Genomic DNA, 22,842 nt, shown 5'->3' with positions numbered 1-22,842 from the left:
ATACGTAATAAATGTATATAATTTTGAATTTCAAACGTAAGAAAAATGTAACTTCCGTCAATTTGTGTTCATAATCACAACACTTTTTTTGTGCTAAAATGTTCAATATTGCCGTTTTTATAAAAATCGTATATATTCTGTAATATAAATGTAAGCTTGTTTGGCAGGATGTTTGCTTATGCTTGCGAAAAAATGGATGTTTTTGTTTTTTCTGCTGCTAGGAGGGGTAGCCTACGCGGGTCCACTAAATGTTAAAGTGGGCTTTTTCGCCTATTCCGGCTATCACGAAATGTCCCCAAAGGGTGAAAAGAGCGGGTACGACTATGAAATGTACCGGGGGCTTTCCCGCTACGCGAATTTGAACTTCCAATTCGTCGGTTTCGATAAGTCGTGGGACGACATGCTGAAGATGCTTGAAAATGGTGAAATCGATATGGTTTCTCCGGCGACTCGGACTAAGGAACTAGAAGAACGTTTTGCCTTTTCTAGGCCCGTTGGACTGTATCCGGATTACATCATCCTCCGGAAGTCAGACTCGTCTCTGCTTGCTGAAATCGACCAAGCTATTCGCGAGATGGACCTGACGGAACCGGCATGGAAAAATCAGCTGTATCGCAAGCATTTTGGCGAGGACGCCTTGGATGTGTCTGCCCTTTCGGCTCGCGAGCTTGCCTTTTTGCAGGATTTCCGCAGCAAGGATAAAATGCTCAAGGTGACGGTCCGCGATGCCGTGTTCCCGTATGCCTATATCGATCAGGGCGTCCCGCGTGGAATCCTGCTTGACATCTTTGCCGAAGTTGCGCTCCATAATGGGCTCAAATATGAATTTGTCAAGACTTACGATACAAAGAAGCCTTTAATTGTGCTTGATGGATCTTACGGTATGAAAGGCGGTGATGAATCCTGGGTGTTTACGCCGCAGTACTTGCACGAACAGGTCCTTGCGGGTTATGATAGCCTGCTGTATGGGATGCGCGTTGCCGTTCCTCGTGAATATCCGCGTGAACTTGCGTCCATTTTGACAAAGGGTATTCTCTCCATCCCGCCGAATGTCGTCCGTGCGAAAATTACGAAGTATGCCGGTTTCCGCATGCCCGATTATGCCGGTGAACTCATGCATGAACAATCCCGTATCGCAGTTGTCTTTGGTTCTATTCTAGGGCTTCTCGGGATTGTGCTTGTAGGCTCCCTGGTGTGGATTGCGTTTAGGCGCAAGCTGAAAAACCGTGAGGATGAACTGGACTCTAGATTGCGTGAGGCGAACGCCTTTGCCGCCGAGGCAAAAGAGGCCAAATCGAAGTTTTTGCTCAACATGAGCCACGATATCCGAACTCCGATGAATGCGATTATCGGTTATACAGAAAGGGCGGAACGCCATATCGACAACCGCGCAGATATATTGGATGCGCTTCGGAAAATCCGTATGTCGGGTGGTTACTTGCTCCAGCTGATAGAAGAAGTTCTGGACATGGCAAAAATCGAGTCGGGCCAGATTACGCTTAAGGAGCGCATGGTGAATCTCACCTCGTACATGGCAGAACTTTGCGAATCTTGCGAACCCATGATGAAACAGAAGAATATTTCGTTCATATGGGAATTTTCAGAAGTGAAGAACAAGTTTGTCATGGCGAATGTGAACGCCCTCCGTCAAATTTTATACAACATTATTTCCAATTCGCAGAAGTTCACGACGTACGGTGGCCGCGTTATGTTTACCATTGAAGAACGCCCCTGCCAAGTGGATGGCTATGCCGTTTTTGATTTTGAAATCAGCGATAATGGACTTGGTATGTCCCATGCGTTCCTGGAACATATTTACGACGAATTTGCCCGCGAGCAGTCCTCGACTCAGAGCGGCGTGATGGGGACTGGGCTTGGCATGACTATCGTAAAGCGCCTTGCCGACATGATGGGGGCCGAAATTGATATCCAGAGCGAAATTGGCCTTGGAACAACGGTCCATGTGCGTACGCAATTCAAGATTGCAACCGAGAACGATGTAGACCCGGTCACTGTGAACACCGCCTACGATGAAGATTGCTTAAAGGAAAAGCGTATATTGCTTGTCGAAGATAACGAGTTCAACAGGGAAATTGCGCAGGACTTGTTGCATGACCACCAGATGATTGTGGAAGTTGCAGAAAATGGGCTTGAGGCCGTGACGAAAGTTTGCGACCATGCTCCGGATTACTATGACTGCATTTTGATGGATGTTCAGATGCCCGTGATGGATGGCTACGAGGCGACTCGTGCTATCCGAAAGACCTATCCCCATGCGCGCATCCCCATTATTGCGCTATCGGCAAATGCGTTTGAAGAGGATCGGCAAAAGTCCCTTGCCGCCGGAATGGACGAACATCTGGCAAAACCGTTTGTCGTTGCAAAGGTCCTTTCCACAATGTGTTCCTTAATGCAAAGAAAAGTTAACGTAAGTTGATGCATAGGAACATTTTAAGAACATTTTTTGTGTGATTTACCGCATTATGTCAATCCTTTTACAAAAGAAGGGTTGATTTTTGATATGCTATCAAACTATCTTTTAGGTTGGATGGGTGAAATCTTTTTTTTAAAAGGAATTCATATGAAGAATTTGGCAAAAGTTATGTTTGGCGTTGCTGCTGTTGCTGCAGTAACGGCTTCTGCTGGGCAGTTCCCGTTCCCGCAGAACATGAAGTATCCGCATGGCAAGATCATTGAATATGCCGATACGGATATGATCAAGGATCATTACAAGCTGTGGAAACAGGCTTGGTACCAGGCTAGCAATGGTTGGGTGCTCGCTCCGGAAGGAACTTGTTCTACCGTTTCTGAAGCTATTGCATACGGTATGTTGATTTCCGTGTACATGGACGATCAGGATGTTTTCAAGAATCTTTATAAGACTTGGACTGGCAACAGCGCTGGTGCCAATGGTGGTATGAACTGGCGTATCGGTTGCAGCGGTGGTACGGGTACCGCATCTGACGCTGACTTCGACGCCGCTCTTGCTCTCGTGATGGCTTCCAAGCAGTGGAATGACGCTTCTTACCTCTCTGCAGGCAAGTCCCTCATTTCTTGGATTGCTTCTAACGATATCGCTAGCAACAAGATTAAGCCGGGTAACCAGTGGAATGACGGTTTCAACCCGAGCTATGCAACGACAGCCAACTTCCAGCTTTTCCAGGACGTTGCCGGTGGTTCTTGGTCTAGTGTGATTTCCCAGGCTTATACGGACTTGAACGCTTGCCAGGATTCCAAGACAGGTCTTGTTCCGGACTGGTGCGACTGGAACTCTCACAAGCCGATTTTGACGTCTGCTGCCGTTTCTAACGACATCGGTTTCTACGATGACGCTGCCCGTACTCCGTGGCGTATGGCTATGGCTTACTACTGGTACGGCGATACCAAGGCTCAGGCTTTCAACAAGAAAGTTGTTAGCTGGCTCATCCCGGAAACCCGCACTGCTAGTGGCGTGAACTCCGGTTATAAGTACGAAGGTGGTGCTTATCATATCGACAACAGCGATATCCGTCGCTTTGTTTCTTCTACCTTCTCCGGCGGTCTCGGCCTTGCAACTTCCTCTATCGATAGCAAGGAAGCTGAAACCTACCTCGGTACCGTTTACAAGGTTCTCAAGGAAAAGAAGAGCTGCGCTAAGGCTCAGGGTTGCGGCGAAGGCTCTGTCGAAGGTGAAAAGTACTATCCGGCTACTTTGAACATGATCTACCTCCTCCTCGTGACGGGTAACATGCCGAACCTCTACAATACCACTGGTTTCACTCCGTTCACTCCGGATCCGTCTAAGGCTCCGTCCATCAGCGAAGGCGAAGGTACACACTTGGAATTCGGTGATACGACTGTTGCTGTTTCTGGTCTCTGGAACTGGGGTGCATACCACGACAAGCTCGGTATCGGCACCAAGATGGTCCCGGATTCTGGCGCATCTCCGCTCTACAGACTTGATGATGGTTCTATCGTTGCTCGCGCTTCTATGGAAATCGGTCCGGAACCGGAATGGACCGAAGCTGCTGCTAAGGCAGGCCTCCTCAAGTATCCGTCTGCTGGTATCGCTGTTTCCTTCAAAAAGGACGATTGCAAGAAAGACAAGAGCTGCGGTGTCAACTTCAAGACTCTCGGCATCCAGTACATCCGCGTGACGGCTAAGACTTCTGGCCCGATCCGCATGGCTATCCTCAACACCATCACCGACGAAAACGAAGAAAAGAAAGTTGAAAACGCAGGTGCAGGTTCTGAACCGGGTATCTATGTTGACAACTCCGAAGAATTCAAGGCTGTGACCTATGACATGACTCCGTATGAATACGGCTTCAAGGGCTTGGGTGATGGCAAGGAAATCAATATCCTTGACTGGGTTAGCAAGAACAACGCTCCGGAAGGCGGCGAAATCCTCGCCTGCATCAAGGGCCTCAAGTGGGAAGTCAAGGATGCTAAGGGCGGCCTCGGTGAACTCACCATCAGCGCTGTCGAATTCCTCGATGCTTCCAAGCAGGCTGTCGATCCGGTCAAGCTCACCGGTATGGAAATCAAGGGACCGACCATTGGCCTCTACAAGGTTACCTTTGCTCCGAGCTTCAGCGTTCGTGCCGATGGCATGAAGCTCCAGATCAGCGGTGCTAAGGCTGGTAACGTGTTCATGGTCTACAACATGCAGGGCAAGGCAATTGCTGGTGGCATGCTCATGAACAGCAACCTCACGGTTAACGTTCCGAGTGCTGGTTCCTACATCGTTCGCGTTGGTTCTGAAATGAACCGTGTCAACGTGAAGTAATCCGCGTTACAAAACGAAATTGCAAAAAAGCCGAGGCGTTCGCCCCGGCTTTTTTTGTCGCTTGTCTCGTAAATCTTTTGACTTGTTGGCCCCGTGCTAGGTTAGCCTCTCTGCTTATCAGGTCCCGCGAAGGCGGGGCTTTCGTGTTGCGTTTAAGCGGTTACCTGCTAATCTTTTTGGTTAAGGGCATGAGCCCCTTGGCCTCGGCGCGGATGATATAAACGCCCTTGGGGTAGGTTTCCGGGATGGCAAAACTGTTTGTTATCCCGAGCCTTTTCCCATGCAGGTCGAAAATAGTGAACCTAGTGTAAGCCTTGATGCTTTGCTGCGGTTTCGGGAGGGATATGGTTCCCGTGTTTCGCATGGTGAGGCTTTTCGTCATGAACTCGATAATGAAAGAACCGTCGCTTTCGGGCGTGATGGTTTTACCATTTTGCTCGATGGTTGTCTTGCTGCTAACTCGCGTCGTGTCGAGCTTGACTCGGAGCGGGACGCTTTTAGGCATGTGCTCGTGGGGGAGCTTCCATGTCACGGAATAGCCGTTGTCGATTTTGTTGAAAATAGCCTTGTCAAGCACAAAATGGGCACGCTGGTAGGCGGCGACAGTCCCGAGCGGGGCTACCCATAGGCCGTTTTTGACGGCGCGCTCGAAAAGAGTCTTGATATCGTCCGGGTTGATGGCGTAGTTGTCAATCATCCTTTCAGAAACGTCGTGCTGCAAAACAATGAGCCACGAACCATCGGTTATTGGATGTTCTAGCGGAATTGAGTTGTCGAACTTGCCGATGTATGCAGCCGTGTCGAGCGCGTTGAGCATTTCGTTTACGGTGGCGCCTGAACGGGACCATATTTTGGCAGGCAAGCTCATCCATTCGGGTTCTTCGTCCCAGAATGTTCGTGCTCCGTCATAGGTACAGTCGCGGTTGATCATGTGGCGCTTGTCGATGACGCTTTTGACCTTGTCGTTGTTTTCGCAGAATGGGGTGGCAAACGATACGACCTTGACATCGGCGCCGTACTTTGCCATTGTTGCTTCGATGGTGTCTGCAAATTCGACAACATCCTGGTTCAGCTCGGCATAGGTGTAATCAGTCAGGTGCCAATGCGATATGGTATGGTTGCCCATTTCGTGTCCGGCGTTCGCGAGAGCCGCAAAACCGGCCGCGTTATCTTTTAAGCGGTCCTGGAATGCCGTCAAGAAGAATGTGACGTGCACATCGGGCATAGCGTCCAGCAAAGGCTTCAGGTTCAGCACCTGAGTTTCGAGGGCGTCATCAAAGGTAAAGCTCACGGCACCGACGTGGCCGTTCCAGGGTACAGTTATTAAGGGGGCTGCTGTGCTGATTCCTGCAAGCCCAAGAGCAATACCGCACGATAATGCGATAAATGTGGACCTATTTGAATGATTGCAGTTCATAGACTTCTTCCCCTTCAGCTAATAAAAATAATCACATATTTTTAAAAAATCATAGGCCAAATCGTCCTAATCGGAATAATGCACAAGTCTTTGGGCTACAAAAAGAAAAAAGGTCCCGGAAAATCCGAGACCTTTGATGGGCTGATTTATAGCAAATCTTGTGATTACATGGCTTCGAGTTTCTTGCCCTTGGTTTCGTTCACCAGCTTGGCGACTAACACAAAGCTTATTGCCGCAAATGTCGTGTAAATCAAGTAGGTCGGGCCGATGCCGATGCCGTCCTTGCCGACGAGAACCGGGAAAGACCAGCTGACCAAGAAGTTTGCACCCCACTGGGCAAGGCCGCATATTGCGATTGCCACGGCGCGGATGCGGTTGTTGAACATTTCGCCGAGCATCACCCACATCACCGGGCCCCATGTTGCGGCAAAGAATGCCACGTAGAAGTTTGCAGCGAGGAGGGCGAAAATACCACTATTGCCTGTGAGGTTACCGCTTGCATCGGAACCGAAGAGGAAGCAGCATGCGAGAATGCCAAGCGTAACGGTCATGCCAGCAGAACCGATGAGCAAAAGCGGCTTTCGACCAATCTTATCGATAAGGAGAATAGCAGCGATAGTCATGGTCAAGTTGATAACACTGGAAATCACGCTCGTAAGGAATGCATCGCTTTCACCGAAACCGACACTCTGCCAAAGCATGGAACCGTAATAGAAAATCACATTGATACCCACGAGCTGCTGGAGGATGGCGATACTGAGACCTGCCCAGACAATCGGAGCGATGCGCTTTTTACCAGCGACCGTTTCGAGAAGGTCAGAAAGCTTAGCCGGCTTGTGAGTCTTGAAGGTGTCTTCAATTTCCTGAGCCTTTTCCTTGATGCCGACGGATGCAATCATCGAAAGCACTTTCTGAGCTTCTTCCATGCGGCCCTTGCTCACGAGGAAACGCGGGGATTCCGGGAGCTGCCAGGCGGCGACACCATAGAGGAATGCCGGGATAGCTTCGACCCAGAACATCACCTTCCAGGATTCAATGCCCATAATCAAGTTGCTTGCGGAACCCGAAATGCGGACGATGATGTAGTTCGAAAGGAGTGCCACGAAGATACCGATAACGATGGCGAACTGCTGCATGGAACCTAGACGCCCACGCAAATGCGCCGGTGAAGTTTCGGCAATGTAAATCGGGGCGATGATGGATGCCACACCGATACCGATACCGCCAATCACGCGCCAAGCGATGAAATCATAGATGGTGAACGGGAGACCAGAACCGATTGCACTGATAAAGAAAAGGACGGCGGCTGCAAGCATGCAACGCACACGTCCAAACTTATCGGCCAGACGGCCGGCGAAATATGCACCGATGGCAGCGCCGATCAATGCGAGAGAAACCGCAAGACCAAGCTGCATGTCGTTACAGTTGAAGTAACCCTTAAGGGCCACGTTTGCACCGTTAATCACGGACGAGTCAAAGCCGAATAGGAACCCTCCGATGGCGGCGGAAAGGGTTATCATGACGACATGTCCAACTTTGTAATTGTCTTCTACTGCCATTTTCGTACCTCTGTTTTTGATTTTGTCAAATGGATTAGCCGCTAATATAGCTATCAAGAAATTGTAAATTCAAGGTTTACAATTGATCTCGATAGTCCAAAAAGGACTAACGTTTTTCTTACATAAGTCGAAAGACGAGTATTATTGCTCCCGCCCTATTTATAAATAGATATATATAATTTTCTTACAGCGGACGAACTTTTTGCATTTTTTTTGTGAATTTATTTTGGAGTATTGGGGAGGTGGAAAATTTGAATTGTATGCGAAAACACGTGAAAAACGATGTTTTTTGCTATGGTGATTTGAAAAATATTGTTATCTTTTGATTGAAAAAAGAGTTTTTGCTCTTGCCCTTTAGTCGAAATCTCGAAGTCTCACATACATGAGAGCGAGACAAACGCTTACGCAGATATGCCGTTATTGCGGTGTGTTTTAGTTTGCTATGCCGACTTTTTGAGTCGGTCTTTGATTGTATGGTCAAAGGCAACGGCCCTTTGGGGGCGTGTGTTAGCTTTCCGAATGAGGGTAAACTCTATAGTTTTTTTGATTGATGGAGATTGTTATGGCTTTGAATCAAAATGCGAAAATAAATGAATTCGTGGTGGGCTTGCTGAATGTTGGTATAGCTGTCTTTTTCACGCTTCTTCTTGCCGCTTGTGGCGACGATACGTCTTCAGAACCTGTGGCTGCAGTAGCAGTAGAAAGGCCGTCTTCCATTTATTGGGCAGGTTCCTTTGCTGGACCAGAAGAAATTTATAATCCTGCTTATTTATGGGTGTATTACAACACTACGGATGGCTGTTCTTACATCTATACATATTCGGGGTGGACTTTATTTGCTAGTGGAGCAAAAAACGTTAATAATGAGAGTAATGCAACGACTATTGATGGTCATGATGGCATCGATGGAAAAAATGGTGCGGATGGTCGAGATGGTATTAATGGAAAAGATGGCTTGAATGGAGCCAATGGTAAGGATGGCGTTGATGGTAAAGATGGAAAAGATGGTATTGATGGGAAAAATGGCAACGATGGTCGAGATGGTATAGACGGAAAAGATGGTAAAGATGGTAAAGATGGAAAAGACGGTATTGATGGGAAAAATGGCATCGATGGTCGGGACGGTGTTGATGGAAAAGATGGTGAAGATGGGTTTGTTTTCGTAAGGAGTACTGAGGAAATTAGCGATGGAGTTGCTTATGATGTTAAATCGTACGCTCAATTAGAAGCGGGAAATCCTTATTTCTATATGTATTATAAATTTTTCTTTGTAAGCAACAATCTTGCCAAATCGTATGTATGCTATCACAATGCTGCAAATATGAATTCTAAACAAGTTTCCTATTTAGATTTTACCGAGAATGATTGTGGTGAGTCGTCTTATGTTAAAACTTATTCGAAAACTGGTTATGTAACTTCAACTACGCAAATGATGTATTCTCTTAATACTGAAATAAAAATAATTTATGTTTATTATCCATCTTCAAGTATTGTTCATTATTACGCACAATATCAGGGGAATAAACTACTTACAGCTACAGAATATGATGAAAATGGAAAAGCTTTGTCGACAGGTTCCTCCGTAGTTTTGGCGGCGATAGAAAATACCCAAATTACAGAAGATTGCTCCTCTGTGAAAGACTCGAATGAAACGAGTTTATTCGATGTTAAATCCATCACACTTGACAGATACCATGTGTTGGGATTGTCGACTGATCGAAATATCTTGGCAACGGTTCTTGTAAACGATATTTCGCTCATTGATACTAGTGAAGGTATTTTTATTCAGGTGACGAATTCAAATCAGGATACTGTTATCAATTTCAGGGCTGTAGCAATATCGCAGGATACAATAAGGGCTACTATTTCAGCTCCTATATTGGATAGCTATTCCTATAATGGTAAAGAATATATGGTGCGTCTAAAAGTTGGTGAACAGGTTTTCAAAAATACGAACACAAAATTCAATGTAAGTGATTCGTATTATAATATCGCTATAAGTACTCCATCTAGAATTAACTTAGATAAGGCGACAACGGATTCGTTCTCTGTATGGGTGAAAGGATATAACATTGATTTTGTAAACAAAGTGCAAATCATTGTCATGGATGGTGAAATGAATCAACTGGGTGACACTGTAAGTGTTGATTTGACTCCTGTTCAGTGGCTTAGTGATACTTGTAAAAATTTACAGAAGGTTTCCACTTGGATTCCAATTCCTCAAAAGGAAGGGACCTATGATTTGATATTGTTTGTGGATGGTGAAATATACGGAACAAAAAAATATTCCTTCATAGTTCATAAGAATCCGTATTTTACATCTTTTTCTATTCCTGATGCGTCCATTGACAATGTCGATAGCTATGTTAATGCGACCTTGGCTGGAAAAAATTTTGAAAAGGCCGGGCTTGATATTTCCGCATTGAATTTGATATTTAGCAAGGACTACGAGATTATTGATACTTTAAAATATGAAGCGACTCGCCGTTATAATAATGATTCTATAATTACTCTTAAGATTTATATTCCGCGGGATGTGGGGGCCTATGAAATTACAGCACGCTACGATGATGCTAGTATTTCATCAATATTTACGGTTATAGGAAGTTGTTCCTTAAGTCAGGAAGGTAAATTAGTTCAAAAGGAAGGTGCTTTTTATGTGTGTGATGCCGACACTTTCAGGGTTGCTAATACTTTGGAGATAGAACTCAATAAGGGGTGTGTCGATAAAAATGAAAGACTTTCTATTTTGTATAAGGACGTGTATTCAACTACGAAATGGTACTATGTTTGTAAAAGTGGTAGTTGGGAATTTACACCAATTTTTGAATATGGAACGTTAACCGATGATCGTGACGATCAAATGTACAAAACGATTGTTATCGGAGAGCAAACTTGGATGGCGGAAAACCTAAACTACGCAGATAGCATTAATTATCCGAGTATGTTGAAACGAAATTGGTGTTACGAAAATAGCTTGGATAATTGTGACAAGTATGGGCGTCTTTATACATGGGCGGCGGCAATCGATTCCGTGAAACTTTATGATGATGGAAATGGCGTGAATTGTGGTTACGGTAAAACCTGTGAACTCCCCACAAAAGTTCAGGGAATTTGCCCAGATGGTTGGCATTTGCCGGATTCTACGGAATGGAACGCCTTGTTTGTTGCTGTAGGTGGAACAACAAATGCGGGGAGAGTACTCAAATCGGCCACGGATTGGAAAAGCAGCAGTTACAAAGGTACTGATATTTATGGCTTCTCCGCATTGCCGGCAGGCTATGTATCTGGTGGTCGCAGCTTTAATTCAATAGGAGAACGAACTTATTTTTGGAGTTCTTCTGTGGATAATGACAATTATGCGTATGTTAGTTACTTGCGTTACAACTCTAACTATGCGTTGATAAGCAACTTTCAAAGTGAGAACTATGGATATAACGTTCGTTGCGTCAAGGACTCGAATTAACATATAATGTAATAATTTTGGATTCGTGTTTCCATCGTATTTTGAGGTGATTAATGGAAAAGAAATTTGATCGGCAATTTCTACAAATTGATTTCTATAGTAAGCATGACTATATGATGCCTTTTGTAGGTGATTACTACGAACAAAAAAGTCACAAAAAGCTTTTGCTGCTTGGCGAGAGCCATTACCTGCCTAAAAAGACATCGGTATGTTTTGATGAAAAAGAATGGTACGATAAAAAGATTGACTTGAAAGGCGAAGATTACAATTATTGCAATACCCGTAATACTTGGGTAGGAGGTGCAAGTCCTTTTCACCACAATGTTCGAGAAAGCCTGAACTTTATTTTTAAATGTAACGATCCGTGGCAACATGTCGCTTTTTTCAACTATTTTCTCCGTCCGGCGCCAAAAGGTAAAGAGTTTAAGGTAGGCAAAAAGGATGCGGAATTGGCTGTTAAAAATCTGATTCAAGTTGTGGATATTTTAATCCCCGACAGAATTGTTTTTTTGAGCAAAAAAGCGGCAGAGTCTGCGGAGGGGAACTATCCCTCCTTAAAATTGGGGTATAAAGATTTTTGGAATTGGGCGGAATCGAAAAAAATCGAATATTGCTATACAAATCATCCTTCCCGTAGCTGGGATTCCCTGATGCCTGTGAAATATTGGCGGGACAAATGGCATTTGCGTCCCAAAGATTTGTCCGCCCGTAATTTTTTCAATGATTGGCTGGCAACGAGATTGTAAAAACAAAATCCAAGTTGCCGTCCCCCTCGTCTTTTTCTAAATTTACGCCCGAAAATTTAATGCCCGTGGCTTGGTGCCGCGGGGTTTGAGGTAACCCATGTTCCGTGAAGTAAAGAAAGAAGAGACCTTCCCGCAGATCGAAGAGCGCGTGCTCGGCCTGTGGGACAAGGACGAAAGCTTCAAGAAGTCGCTTGACAGCCGTCCGGAAACCGAACCGTACACTTTCTACGATGGCCCTCCGTTTGCAACGGGCCTTCCGCACTACGGTCACTTGCTTGCCGGTACCATCAAGGACATCGTTCCGCGTTACTGGACCATGAAGGGCAAGAAGGTTCCGCGCGGTTTCGGTTGGGACTGCCACGGCCTCCCGATTGAATCTCTCGTGCAGAACGAACTCGGTCTCGCTGGCGTTGCCGAAATCCAGAAGCTTGGCGTCGACAAGTTCAACGAAACTTGCCGCGGCAAGGTGCTCAAGTACACCAGCGAATGGAAGAAGACTGTGCGCCGCATGGGCCGCTGGGTCGACTTCGACAAGGGCTACAAGACCATGGACAAGAACTTCATGGAATCTGTGTGGTGGGTGTTCAAGCAGTGCTTCGACAAGGGCCTCATCTACCAGGGCTACCGCATCCAGCCGTACAGCCCGGCTCTCGCGACTCCGCTTTCGAACTTCGAAACGAATCAGGGCTATAAGGACCGTCAGGACCCGTCTCTGACGCTCATCTTCCCGCTCAACACGGACGAAGCCAAGTTCAAGGACACGAGCATCCTCGTGTGGACGACGACCCCGTGGACACTTTATTCCAACTTCTGCATTGTTGTTGGCCCGGATATGGACTACAACCTTGTGGAACAGGATGGCAAGAAGTACTGGATTGCCGCAAGCCGTACCGCTGCTTACTTCAAGAACCCGAACATCGTTGATACCTGCAAGGGCTCTGAACTCGTGGGCAAGGACTACGAACCGCTTTCCCGTATCTCCGATGCATTCGTGACGCCGGACCAGCTGTCCCGCCACTACAAGATTTACCCCGCCGACTACGTGAGTACCGAAGACGGTACTGGCGCCGTGCATACCGCTCCTTCCTTCGGTGAAGAAGACTTCCAGAAGGGTGCTGAACTCGACCTCGGCCTTTTCGACCCGCTCGATACCGAAGGCAAGTTCACGGACAAGGTCCCGATGTGGAAGGGCCTTGGCGCGAAGGAAGCTGACAAGGAAATTATCCGCTTTTTCAAGGAACAGGGCCGCGTGTTCAAGCAGGACACGATTGTGCATAGCTACCCGCACTGCTGGCGTACCGGCGTTCCTCTGATTTACCGTGCCCTCAAGACTTGGTTCTTGAAGATTGACGCGCCTGTCACAAGCAAGGACGGCGTGACCAAGACTTTGAAGGAATGGATGGTCGAAAACAACCAGACTGTGAACTGGGTCCCGGACCACATCAAGAACGGCCGTTTCGGCAAGTGGCTCGAAGGCGCCCGCGACTGGAACCTTTCCCGTAACCGTTTCTGGGGTACGCCGATTCCGGTGTGGCTCTCTGACGACGGCGACATGATTGCCGTGGGTTCCATCGAAGAACTCCAGCAGCTCACCGGCGTGAAGCTCGATGACTTGCACAAGCACTTTGTGGACAAGCTCACGATTGAAAAGAACGGCAAGGTTTACCGCCGTACGCCGGAAGTTTTCGACTGCTGGTTCGAATCCGGTTCCATGCCGTATGCCAGCCGCCATTACCCGTTCGAAAACAAGGAACTCGTGGAACGCAGCTTCCCGGCTGACTTCATCGCCGAAGGCCTTGACCAGACTCGTGGTTGGTTCTACACGCTGACCGTGCTTTCTAACGCTTTGTTCCAGAAGCCGGCGTTCAAGAACGTTATTGTGAACGGTATTATCTTGGCCGAAGACGGTTCCAAGATGAGTAAGTCCAAGCGCAACTACCCGGACCCGAACGACCTCATTGAACGCACGGGTGCCGACGCCATTCGCTTGTTCATGATCAACTCCGCCGCTTTGAAGGCTGAAGACCTCCGCTTCAGTGAAGAAGGTGTGAAGGGCATCGTGAAGCAGGTGATGCTGCCGCTTTGGAACGCTGTGGCATTCTTTGTCTCGAACCACAACGCCGACGCCGCCAAGGGCCAGCTCACGTGGAAGCCGGGTCAAGAAGTCAAGAGCGACAATGAACTTGACCGCTGGATGCTTGCAACCTTGCAGGATTTGGCTGCCAAGGTTGAAGTGGAAATGAAGGCTTACCGCCTGTACAACGTTGTGCCTGCTGTGATTGCCGCAGTTGATGACCTCACGAACTGGTACGTGCGCCGCAGCCGTCGTCGTTTCTGGAAGTCCGAAAACGATGGCGACAAGAACGCCGCCTACGCAACCATGTACAAGGTGCTGGTGGATTTCTCCAAGATTCTCGCTCCGTTCCTCCCGCTCCTCGCCGAAGAAATCTATCAGATTCTCGTTCGCGAAGTCGATGCCAACGCTCCGGTGAGCGTGCATCTCTGCGAATTCCCGAGTGCTGACAAGTCCTTGATGGACGAAAAGCTCGTGGAACGCATCGCCATGGTGCGTGGCATGGTCGAAATGGGCCGCGTGATTCGTGCAACGAACAACGTAAAGAACCGTATGCCGATTGCTAGCATGACGGTCGTTGCTCACGGCAACGAAGAAAAGAATGTTGCTGAAACGATGAAGGACTTGATCCTCGAAGAACTCAACGTTCGCGAAATGAAGTTCCTCGAAGACGAAACCAAGCTCGTGAAGCTTTCTGCTAAGCCGAACTTCCTCGCTATTAAGGCAAAGGGGCCGGATTATGCAAAGAACATGAAGGTGATTTCCGCTAAGCTCAACAGCCTCTCGGTCGATGAAATCAAGGCTCTGCAGAATGGTGAGACGATTAAGTTCGACTTCGGTGAAGTCGGTGCCGACTGCTTGATGCTCAACCGCATCGTGGCCGATGGCATGGCTGTGGAAGCCAACCAGCACTTCACCGTGGCTCTGGATTTGAAGATTACGGACGAACTCCGCCGCGCCTGCGTGGCACGCGAACTCGTGAACCGCATCCAGAACCGCCGTAAGGACCAGAACTACGCCATCACCGACAAGATCGAAGTGACGCTGTTCTCTGCAAGCGACGTGTTCAAGCAGGCCGTCGCGGAGAATGAAGCCTACATTGCTGGCGAGACACAAGCAGTCTCCATCAAGTGGGCTGCCGCTGCCGATGGCTTGGAAGCGAATGACGCCGACGGCGAGGCATTCGCTTTCACGACCGTCCGCGCTTAGTGTCATTCTGAGCCCATTCGACTGGCTCAGGGTAAACTCCGAGGCGTAGTCTCGAAGCCGAAGGTTCTAAGATTCTATGAAAAACGCTCTTTCCTTGCGAAAGGGCGTTTTTTTTGTTCAGATTTTCAAATCATTTTACTTTTTCTTTTTGTTTTACGATAATAATTATGCATGTATTAGCATATATGCGCCCGACGTGCGTGGAAGGGGCCTGATTTTAGGGGACCTGGGGGAGCATCGTCGAAAATGGTGAAATTGCCGATTATGATGGAAAAACGGCGTTTTTATTTAAAAAGGAGTCCAATATGGAAGAAAAACAAATTGAAAATGTTCAGAACCAGAACAACAAACCTGAAACTAACAAAATCGTTCTTCCTCCAAAGAAAGGCGATCCCGGTTACGACGCGTTCATGAGGAGACTTTTTAGATCGGCTGCTTCGAACATGCTGAGGGATGACGAAATATAAAAGTGGGTAGAATGATTATACAAGATTTGAAATCAACGCTTAACAATTTTTGGTTTTGGGCGAGTGTTGTTTTTTTTTATATCCACGTTTGTCACAGAGTTGATTATTGAAATCAATAGAGAACGAGAAAATTTCTTGAGGGAGTATACGAGCAAATGCCCTGATGGATTTACCAGTTGGGAAAACACTGAATTTGAAACTACAGACAAGTTTGAAAGAAAAGGCGATACATTGCTCTATTTTGAAAAGCGAATTGAGTCGGGGTGCCGCCCTTTTGATTTTTCGAGAGTTCCTCGTGCTACTGTCGATAGTCTAATTCGTGTCCACAATGTCATTCACTATACTTGGATTGATGGGCTGGTGAACCTTAGTGAAGGAATTTTATGGAAAAGTCGACAATCAGCGATGACCAGCAGGCGTTGCACATGGAAGAACGTGCCATTGCTGATATTTACAGGGCCCGTAAGGAACGCCGTAGACGCATCCTTCGCGAGAATGTGCCTCTATTTATTCGTAACAGGGAGCGCATTCTTGCTGATGGTAAGATGGCGCGTTGCCATATAGACTGCATTCGTTTTGGGCTAGCTTATTCTGGAGAATGGAATGTGCCGGTGGCTTTCTTGGGCGGGTTGCTTCGCTTGTGGGAAAAGCCGATGTTTCAGGCGGAATGCCCGAAGTGTCACGAAACTGCCTATTGTACCGGTGGTGGCGGGAGTCCTCTTTCGGGGGCGAAGAGCGTTGCTATGACCTGTGGTTCGTGTGGTCATCGGTTTACGACTTCGGCAACGAAGGCGGATAAGAATGCGATTGCCTTTGGGAGATCCCTGATTGCAGCGATCAACAGCTCAAATGCGGGGCTAGGAAGCATGGATGATGAAAGCCTCCCCATTGAAGATGTTGTACATTTATTGGAACTTGAAGAGTCTAACGCGAAGTAGGCTATGTATTACACTTTCTTGTTTAATCTTTTACATAAAATGTAAAACTCAAAGTTGTGATTTACAATTTATGTAAAACTTAAAAAGTGAGAGAATCCGTTAAAATTCCTTAAAAATGCTGATTTTAGCGCAAAATCGGCATTTTTAACAATTTCTGTAAAATTGGCACGTTCTTTGCATATTGGGGGCGATAAATTAACCGCCTTCAATGGATTGTGCTTATGAATTTTTCAAAATGGACCGGGTTGGGCAACGATTTCGTGCTCCTTGAACCGGGTGAGTCGCTGGATTTTAGCAGCGGATTTGAACAGCGTATCATTAAACTTTGCGACCGTCGTTTTGGCATTGGTGCCGATGGCGTAGTTGTTGTGACTCCGATGGAAAACAATAACGGCGTGGATTTTGAAATGCGCATCTTTAATGCCGATGGTTCCGAGGCGGCGATGTGCGGGAATGCGACGCGCTGTGTGGCAAAGTACATCCAGACTCGCGGTCTTGCAAAAGATGCTGCTACCAAGGTTTTCAATTTGCATACGAAGAGCGGGCTTGTGCGCCCGGCGCTCCTGGATGATGGCCGTGTGTGCGTGGATATGGGGCTCCCGAGGACGTTCCTGGGCTCGATCAAGCTCACTGCTGACTGCTATGATTTTACGGCCGAGACGGTCTCTATGGGCAATCCGCACGCTGTGATTTTTGTGGATGATATTGAAAAGATTCAGCTTGAAAATTGGGGGCGCATTCTCGAAGTCGATAGGCAGTTCCCTGACCGTTGCAACATTGAATTTGCACAGGTAATTGCTCCCGGCAAGATCCGTATGCGCGTTTGGGAACGCGGCTGCGGTGTGACGATGGCTTGTGGAACTGGTAGCTGTGCAACTCTCGTGGCGGCCCAGCGTACAGGCCGAGTGGGCGTCGAAGCCGATGTCATCTTGGATGGCGGCACGCTCCACATCAAGCATGAAGAAGGTGGCCCGGTGCTTATGACTGGCCCTGCACAGGAAGTATTTAAAGGAACAATCTAATGAACGAATCAATTGTAAATACCAATTACGACTTGCTGCCAGGCAGCTACCTTTTCTCTACGATTGCCCAGAAAATCAAGGAATATCAGGGCTCGCATGCGAATGCGGATATCATTCGTTTGGGCATTGGCGATGTGACGACTCCTTTGATTCCCGAGGTCATCAAGGCCATGCATGCCGCTGTTGACGAAATGGCGGTGAAGGGTACTTTCCGCGGTTATGGTCCGGAACAGGGCTATGATTTTGTACGCGAGGCGATTGTCCGTGGCGAATATACGGCCCGTGGCATTGAAATGGATCCGAACGACATCTTTGTGAGCGATGGTTCCAAGTGCGATGTGGCGAACATTCAGGAACTCTTTTCAGAAAATGTAAAGATTGCGATTCCGGACCCGGTTTATCCGGTTTATTTGGACTCGAACGTGATGGCAGGACGTACCGGAACGCTCCAGGCGGACGGTCATTTCTCGGAAGTGACTTACCTTGCCTCGACTGCGGAAAACGATTTCCAGCCGGACTTGCCGAAGAACCCGGTGCAGCTGATTTACCTTTGCAGCCCGAACAACCCGACGGGTACGGTGCTTAGTCGCGAAACGCTCCAGAAGTTTGTCAACTACGCAAACGAAAACGGAGCGCTGATTTTGTTTGATGGCGCCTACAACTGCTACATTCAGGACGAAACGCTCCCGCATTCGATTTTTGAAATTCCGGGTGCTCGTACTTGTGCGATTGAGTTCCGCAGCTTTAGCAAAACGGCTGGCTTTACGGGCGTGCGTTGCGCTTATACGGTGATTCCGCATGAGCTTTCGAAACTCCATGCGATGTGGAACCGTCGCCAGTGCACGAAGTTTAACGGTGTGAGCTATGTGACGCAGCGTGCGGCCGAAGCGATTTATTCGCCGGTGGGCTGGCAACAGACAAAGGAAGTGATTGCGGGCTACATGCGCACGGCTGGCGTGATTCGTAAGGAATTGAGTGCGGCCGGTTACACGGTGTTCGGTGGTGAACATGCTCCGTACATTTGGTGGAAGATTCCGGATGGCGAAAAATCGTTCGACTTCTTTGACCGCCTGCTTGCAACTTGCGAAGTCGTTGGTACTCCGGGAAGTGGTTTTGGTCCGTGTGGCGAAGGGTATTTCCGCTTGACGGCCTTCGGCGACTATGAACGCACCTGCGAAGCCCTGAGAAGAATCAGAGAAAGGTTGTAAAATAGGTCTTAAAAATTCTAGTAACTGATAACTATTAACTAGTAACTGCGCCGAAGGCGCAAATACGAATTACTATCTTATGTCCATGCCCTCTTCTATCGGTCCTGAAATTTCGGTCATCCAGAAGATTAGCGTTGCGATTATTCACGAGCGCGATGTTGAAAAGCTGCTCGAGAATGTGCTTGGCATTTTGGAAACTGAACTTGGAATGCTGCGCGGAACTTTTGCGCTGCTCTTTGGCGATACGCTGAAAATCGAGGCTTCGCGCGGGCTAGATGAATCCGAAAAGCAGCGTGGCCTTTACCGTATGGGTGAAGGCATTACGGGGCACGTGGCCGAACGTGGCTTGAGCCATGTGATTCCGGACTTGCGTAAGGATTCCAGATTCTTGAACCGTACGGGTAGCCGCCATTACGAAAGCCAGGTGGCGTTTATCTGTGTTCCCCTGATTCATGATGGTTCGGTGATTGGAACGCTCTCGATTGACCGCCCGGTGGACGGCTCGACCGACCTGGATCGCGATGTGGCGTTGCTCGAAATTATTGCAAATATCACGGGTGATGCGGCGAACGAATGCATTGAGCTTCACGGCGAACGTGAGGCGATGCTCGAAGAAAACCGCAAACTCCGCGATATGCTTTCGAATAACCCCGGCGAACTGGTGGGTAACTGCCGTGAAATGCGCCAGGTGTACGAACAAGTGCGCCAAGTGGCTCCTAGCGATGCTACGGTCTTGATTCGCGGTGGTAGCGGTACGGGTAAGGAAATGATTGCCCGTGCGATTGTGAACTTGTCTGCGAGAAAGGATAAGCCGTTCATTACGCTTAACTGCGCGGCACTCCCAGAAAATCTTGTTGAAAGTGAACTTTTCGGTCATGAAAAGGGCGCCTTTACGGGTGCTTTGAACCGCCGTGTTGGCCGTGCTGAAGCGGCTGATGGGGGTACGCTCTTCTTGGATGAAGTTGGCGATTTGACGATACAGACTCAGGTGAAACTCTTGCGCTTTTTGCAGGAACGTACCTTTAGCCGTGTCGGTAGCAACGAAGAACTCCATTCTGATGTGCGCTTCTTGGCGGCGACTAGCCGTAATCTCGAAGAGCTCATTGCTCAGGGCAAGTTCCGCGAAGACCTTTTCTACCGTCTGAATATTTTCCCGATCACGATGCCGGACTTGGCAAAGCGTAAGTCCGATATCATCTTGCTTGCGGAACACTTTATCGAAAAGATGAATTTGCGTTACGGCAAGAAGGTGGCTCGACTTTCGACGACGGCAATTAATTTGCTTATGAGCTATCACTGGCCGGGCAACGTGCGTGAGCTGGAAAACTGCATTGAACGTGCAGTGCTTACGGCAACGGACGATTGCATCCATAGCTATAACTTGCCGCCTTCACTCCAGACGAGCCTAAGCGTTGGCTCTGTGGGTGGAGCCCCGAACGACAAGATTGCGCCTCTTGAAGTGATGATGGAAAATTACGAACGTGAGATCATTACCGAAGCGATTAAGCGCAATGATGGAAACATCTCTGCGGCAGGGCGCGATCTGGGTGTCTCTCCGCGTATGATGAATTACCGCATGAATAAGCTCGGGATTAAATCCGGACGATAGCGCTAGTTATTTTATAGATAAAAAGGTTGTACGTTTTATGGCGTACAGCCTTTTTTGTATGCTGGAAGTGCGTTCTTTTGTGTGTGGCAGGGTGCTGTTGGGGACCAATGCGGTGTTGGCTGGATGCAAAAAAGCCACTCGCCAATGGCGAGTGACTTGTCTTCGGTTTTGATGTGCTTAAATTAGAAGTTTGTCATTAGTAGATGAAGAGCATCTCGCGGTACTTCGGAAGCGGCCACTTTTCGTCCGGGACGATCTTTTCGAGAGAGTCCACAACCAAGCGGAGGTCGAGCATACCGTTCAAGATGTCTTCGTGCTTCCCGGCGAGGGCCTTTTCCATCACTTCGATTGCAGCGAGGAGCTTCTTGATGCCTTCGCCAAGCGGCTTGGCGTAAGAATCGAGAGCCGGGAAACCTTGGTTCAGAGCCATTTCGTTTGCCTTGAGAGCGGCGGAGTAAGCTTCGATAGCCTGCGGGAGAATGATGTCCTTGGCCATGTCGCGAGCGATTTCACCTTCGATGTGAATCTTCTTGTGGTAGTCTTCCATGTTGACTTCGTAGCGGGAATCGAGTTCGCGCTTGTTGAACACGCCGTACTTTTCGAAGAGGGCGACGTTTTCTTTCTTGTTGAGTGCCTGGAGGGCTTCCATAGTGGTGCGGGTGTTCGGGAGGCCGCGCTTTGCAGCTTCTTCGACCCATTCGTCCGTGTAACCGTTGCCGTTGAAGATAACGCGCTTGTGTTCCTTGACGATCTTCTGCAAGAGGTTCTGGAGTTCTTCGTGGAACTTTTCTGCAGGAACGTTGGCGAGCTTGTCTGCGATGATGTCGAATGCTTCGGCAACGATCGTGTTGAGGATAACGTTCGGTTCAGAGCAGCTCTGGCTGGAGCCCGGTGCGCGGAATTCGAACTTGTTGCCGGTGAAGGCGAACGGAGAAGTACGGTTGCGGTCCGTAGCGTCGCGCGGGAGCGGCGGGAGAGTGTCGGAACCGAGCTTGAGTGCGCCAGCCTGCTTACTGGACTTCGGATCGCCCTTTTCGAGCTGGTCGACGACGTCAGCAAGCTGGTCGCCGAGGTACATGGAGATGATTGCCGGAGGAGCTTCGTTTGCGCCAAGGCGGTGGTCGTTACCAGCGCTTGCAACAGCCATACGGAGCAGGTCAGCGTGAGTATCGACGGCGTAAATGACAGCGCAGAGCGTGGTGAGGAAGATGGCGTTCTGGTGCGGGTCCTTGCCCGGGTTCAAGAGGTTGGTCTTACCATAGTTCACAGACCAGTTGTTGTGCTTACCAGAACCGTTGATGCCTGCAAACGGCTTTTCGTGGAGGAGGCAGACGAGTCCGTGGCGGTCAGCAACCTGACGGAGGACTTCCATAATCTGCATGTTGTGGTCGCAAGCGAGGTTCACTTCTTCGAACATCGGAGCAAGTTCGAACTGAGCCGGAGCGACTTCGTTGTGGCGGGTCTTTGCCGGAATGCCGAGCTTCCAGAGTTCCTTTTCCACATCGTTCATGAAGTTCAAAATGCGAGACGGAATGCTACCGAAGTAGTGGTCTTCCATCTGCTGGTGCTTAGCCGGAGCGGCACCGAACAAGGTGCGGCCTGCCTGGTAGAGGTCCGGGCGCTGGAGGTAGAAACGCTTGTCGACGAGGAAGTATTCCTGTTCGGCACCGAGCGTGACGGTGACCTTCTGCGGAGCGACACCGAAGAGGCCCATGAGGCGGTCGGCGGATTTCTGCAAAGCCTGGATGGAACGGAGGAGCGGAGTCTTCTTGTCGAGTGCTTCACCAGTATAGCTGCAGAATGCAGTCGGGATGCAAAGCGTTGCACCGTTGCCGTGACGCTTGATGAATGCCGGAGAGGTCGGGTCCCAGGCGGTGTAGCCGCGGGCTTCAAACGTAGAGCGAAGGCCGCCGCTCGGGAAGGAAGATGCGTCCGGTTCGCCGACGATCAAGTTCTTGCCGCTGAACGCGAGGATGGCTTTGCCATCTTCGGGTTCAAGGAAGGAGTCGTGCTTTTCTGCAGTAGAACCGGTAAGGGGCTGGAACCAGTGAGTAAAGTGAGTGGCGCCGCGATCGATGGCCCACTTTTTCATAGCGTGTGCAACTTCGCCTGCGATGCTCGGGTCGAGCGGTGCGCCGTCATCAATAGTAGCGAAGAGCTTTTTGCAAATGTCTTTCGGAAGGTAGGTGCGCATCGCTTCGGCGTTGAAAACATCTTCGCCGTAAAAGTCGATGTTTGCAGGTGCTGCCGGCATTACGCCCGTTGCGTTTTCACTTGCGATTTCCTTGATAGCTTTTAATCTGTATTCGTTGCTCATGGCAATCTCCTATTTGAATTTTTCGGTCTGCCAAATGCAAAA

The 22,842-nt window shown here is 48.6% G+C and carries 13 protein-coding genes; 10 read left to right on the top strand and 3 right to left on the bottom strand.

From position 1 onward, the window contains the following. Positions 1–289 precede the first annotated feature (289 nt). Together B7982_RS14280 and B7982_RS14275 are read left to right on the top strand one after the other, a co-directional pair. Complete coding sequence (locus B7982_RS14280; RefSeq protein ID WP_158213021.1) at positions 290–2,437, top strand: response regulator; 2,148 nt, start codon at positions 290–292, stop codon at positions 2,435–2,437. 144 nt (positions 2,438–2,581) lie between these two features. Further along, complete coding sequence (locus tag B7982_RS14275; protein ID WP_233138591.1) at positions 2,582–4,768, top strand: glycosyl hydrolase family 8; 2,187 nt, start codon at positions 2,582–2,584, stop codon at positions 4,766–4,768. Between the two features lie 160 nt (positions 4,769–4,928). Here the strand turns inward: B7982_RS14275 and B7982_RS14270 are convergent, their stop codons facing one another. Next, positions 4,929–6,185: a polysaccharide deacetylase family protein gene (locus B7982_RS14270; protein WP_088661336.1), complete on the bottom strand. Its 1,257-nt coding sequence runs from the start codon at positions 6,183–6,185 to the stop codon at positions 4,929–4,931. A 164-nt stretch (positions 6,186–6,349) separates the two neighbouring features. Next, the gene (locus B7982_RS14265) at positions 6,350–7,744 is read right to left on the bottom strand and encodes a sugar porter family MFS transporter (RefSeq protein ID WP_088661335.1); all 1,395 of its coding nucleotides are present in this window, start codon (positions 7,742–7,744) and stop codon (positions 6,350–6,352) included. A 562-nt stretch (positions 7,745–8,306) separates the two neighbouring features. Between B7982_RS14265 and B7982_RS14260 the strand changes: the two genes are divergently transcribed. The 8 genes from B7982_RS14260 (at position 8,307) to B7982_RS14230 (ending at position 20,483) form a co-directional block, all read left to right on the top strand. Next, entirely contained in the window at positions 8,307–11,210 is a 2,904-nt protein-coding gene (locus B7982_RS14260; protein ID WP_144065976.1) for a fibrobacter succinogenes major paralogous domain-containing protein, read from the top strand. 53 nt (positions 11,211–11,263) lie between these two features. Beyond that, positions 11,264–11,956, top strand: coding sequence for a hypothetical protein (locus B7982_RS14255; RefSeq protein WP_088661333.1), 693 nt, complete (start codon positions 11,264–11,266; stop codon positions 11,954–11,956). 97 nt (positions 11,957–12,053) lie between these two features. Further along, positions 12,054–15,239 carry an isoleucine--tRNA ligase gene (gene ileS / locus B7982_RS14250; RefSeq protein ID WP_088661332.1) on the top strand — a complete coding sequence of 1,062 codons (3,186 nt, stop codon included), beginning with the start codon at positions 12,054–12,056 and terminating at the stop codon, positions 15,237–15,239. Between the two features lie 305 nt (positions 15,240–15,544). After that, positions 15,545–15,706: a hypothetical protein gene (locus tag B7982_RS15035; RefSeq protein WP_014546475.1), complete on the top strand. Its 162-nt coding sequence runs from the start codon at positions 15,545–15,547 to the stop codon at positions 15,704–15,706. A 383-nt stretch (positions 15,707–16,089) separates the two neighbouring features. Beyond that, complete coding sequence (locus tag B7982_RS14245) at positions 16,090–16,644, top strand: hypothetical protein (protein WP_088661331.1); 555 nt, start codon at positions 16,090–16,092, stop codon at positions 16,642–16,644. A gap of 221 nt (positions 16,645–16,865) precedes the next feature. After that, positions 16,866–17,666 carry a diaminopimelate epimerase gene (gene dapF, locus B7982_RS14240; protein ID WP_088661330.1) on the top strand — a complete coding sequence of 267 codons (801 nt, stop codon included), beginning with the start codon at positions 16,866–16,868 and terminating at the stop codon, positions 17,664–17,666. After that, a complete protein-coding gene (locus tag B7982_RS14235) occupies positions 17,666–18,874 on the top strand; it encodes an LL-diaminopimelate aminotransferase (RefSeq protein WP_088661329.1) in 1,209 nt (402 codons plus the stop codon). Before dapF ends, B7982_RS14235 begins: the two co-directional genes overlap by 1 nt. Before the next feature lie 79 nt (positions 18,875–18,953). Further along, a complete protein-coding gene (locus B7982_RS14230; protein WP_088661328.1) occupies positions 18,954–20,483 on the top strand; it encodes a sigma 54-interacting transcriptional regulator in 1,530 nt (509 codons plus the stop codon). A 196-nt stretch (positions 20,484–20,679) separates the two neighbouring features. Here B7982_RS14230 and B7982_RS14225 read toward each other — a convergent pair whose 3' ends face one another. Then, positions 20,680–22,800, bottom strand: coding sequence for a glutamine synthetase III (locus B7982_RS14225; RefSeq protein ID WP_088661327.1), 2,121 nt, complete (start codon positions 22,798–22,800; stop codon positions 20,680–20,682). Between the last annotated feature and the right edge of the window lie 42 nt (positions 22,801–22,842).

The organism is Fibrobacter sp. UWB2 (assembly GCF_002210425.1).
GTDB classification, from domain to species: Bacteria; Fibrobacterota; Fibrobacteria; order Fibrobacterales; family Fibrobacteraceae; genus Fibrobacter; species Fibrobacter elongatus.
The sequence above is the reverse complement of the archived record's forward strand: the minus strand, read 5'-3'. Positions and strand labels throughout refer to the sequence as shown.